This is a genomic window from Sphingopyxis sp., assembly GCF_036402335.1.
GTDB lineage: Bacteria > Pseudomonadota > Alphaproteobacteria > Sphingomonadales > Sphingomonadaceae > Sphingopyxis.
Window position 1 is genome coordinate 1 of record NZ_DASWTD010000645.1, and the last position, 1,920, is coordinate 1,920.

Genomic DNA, 1,920 nt, shown 5'->3' on the forward strand with positions numbered 1-1,920 from the left:
GGCGGCGTCGGCCGCCGCGCGGAACTGGTCGCGATCGGTGACGTCGAGTTTCACCGCAAGCACGCGATCGGGATTGTCCAGTTCGGCGCGTGCCTGATCCAGATGGTCGTCGCGTATGTCGGCAACGACCACGTTCATCCCCGCCTTCAGCAGGGCCTTGGCGATGCCGAGGCCGATGCCACTCGCGCCGCCGGTGATGAAGGCGGTCTTGCCGTTCAGATTCTGCATATCGGGATCAGTCTCCGGTTTGGTGGAGCGCGGCGACCGCGCGCGCATAGGGCTTCATGCCCAGCCACAGGATGAGGAAGGCGACGGGGCTGATGAAGATGTGCGTCGCGACCATCGCGTAGCGGATCTGGTTGGGGTCGGCGAAGACATAGTCAGTGAAAAGCGCGAGCACCGTGGGGCCGAGGCCATAGCCGATCACGTTGAAGCCAAAGAGCACCAGCGCGGTCACCATGCCGCGCATCCGCCCCGGGGTCACGGTCTGGATCGCGGCGTTCTGCGGGCCGAACAGCCACGAGGTGAAGAACAGCCCCGTCGCGCTCAGGGCGGCGGCGAGCCAGCCATTAGGCATGAGCGGCGCAAGCGTGGTAAAGGGCCAGGCAAGCGCGAGCGCGAGCAGCGTCACGCGCAGATTCGCGTCGGGGCGCCCCGCCTTCATCCAGCGCTCGGCGAGCGCGCCGCCGATCATAACGCCGAAGGGCATGACGATGAGGAAGGTGAGCCCCGAGACGAGCCCGATGCGCCCCACATCCCAGCCATAGGTGCGCATGTAGAAGGCAGGCCCCCAGCTCGCCTGCCCGACCGCGACGATCGTGTTGAGCGCGATGCCGATGATGAGTGGCAGATAGATCGTGCGGTGATCCATAACGAAACGCATCACGTCGCGCACGGGGGGCGCGTCGCCCTGATGCCGGCGCGGCGGCTCCCTGACCGTCAGCATCAGCAGCGAGACGAGGATGCCCGGAATGCCCGCGATCAGGAAGGCCGCCTGCCACACGCGCAGCTCGCCGAAAAAGGGCAGGCTGAGCGCGCTCGCGCTCGCGAGCATCGCGACGAGCGTTCCGCCGATCAGGATCGCCAGCCCGTTGCCCGCAATGAAGCCGAAATTGAGCACCGCGATCGCGCGCGGAAGGCGGTGCGGCGGGAAATAGTCGCCGAGCAGCGAATAGCTCGCGGGGCCGGTGCACGCCTCGCCGACGCCCACGCCCACGCGAAAGGCGAAGAGGCCGCCGAAGCTCTTCGCCAGCCCGCACAGTGCGGTCGCTCCGCCCCAGAGCATCATGCCGATGGCGATGAGGTTGCGGCGATTGCCCTTGTCCGCATGCCGCGCGATCGGCAACCCCGCGACCATGTAGAACATGACGAACGCGAACCCCATGATGAGGCTGATCTGTGTGTCGCTGAGCTGAAGGTCCGCCTTGATCTGCGGGACGAGCAGCGCGATGATTCCGCGGTCGAGGAAATTCACGAGCAGCGTCAGCGAAAGGACGAAGACGGCGTACCAGCCCGCGCGCTCGCTGGGCCAGGATCGGGACTCCTGGAAACTGGTGCGTGCGGGGTCGAACAAAGCCGCCATCGCGTGCCTCTCCTTTTCGCCCGTCTGTCGCGGGTCGTATCGAATGTTAGATTGACTCGCGGGCCGGCGTCCAGCAAATTGTATGTATTAGATACAAAAATGAGAGAGGAGATCTGACGATGGCGGAGGCTGACAGGATTGCCGTGCTCGAGAAGCAGGTCGCCGAACTGGCGCGGCGGCTGGTGGTGCAAGAGGACGAGCAGGCCGTCCGCAAGCTGCAGCATCTCTATGGCTACCTCATCGACAAATGCCTGTATCGCGAGACGGTCGATCTGTTCACCGAGGATTGTGAGGTGCATTTCTTCGGCGGAATCTATCGCGGCAAGCAAGGCGCCGCG

The 1,920-nt window shown here is 65.2% G+C and carries 3 protein-coding genes; 1 reads left to right on the plus strand and 2 read right to left on the minus strand.

Annotated features, from left to right (window positions below; all coding sequences use genetic code 11):
• Together VGD20_RS20705 and VGD20_RS20710 are read right to left on the minus strand one after the other, a co-directional pair.
• Window positions 1–228: SDR family NAD(P)-dependent oxidoreductase (locus tag VGD20_RS20705; RefSeq protein WP_331136258.1), on the minus strand; the 228-nt coding region annotated here is incomplete at its 3' end.
• Window positions 229–235: 7 nt separating this feature from the next.
• A complete protein-coding gene (locus VGD20_RS20710) occupies window positions 236–1,582 on the minus strand; it encodes an MFS transporter (protein ID WP_331136259.1) in 1,347 nt (448 codons plus the stop codon).
• 119 nt (window positions 1,583–1,701) lie between these two features.
• On the opposite strand from VGD20_RS20710, the gene VGD20_RS20715 reads away from it, so the two are divergent.
• The coding region (locus VGD20_RS20715; RefSeq protein WP_331136260.1) for a nuclear transport factor 2 family protein at window positions 1,702–1,920 on the plus strand (219 nt) is incomplete at its 3' end.

Coding starts and splice junctions, on each gene's coding strand:
- VGD20_RS20710 (WP_331136259.1), bottom strand. CDS start 1,582: ATGGCGGCTTTGTTCGACCCCGCACGCACCAGTTTCCAGGAGTCCCGA.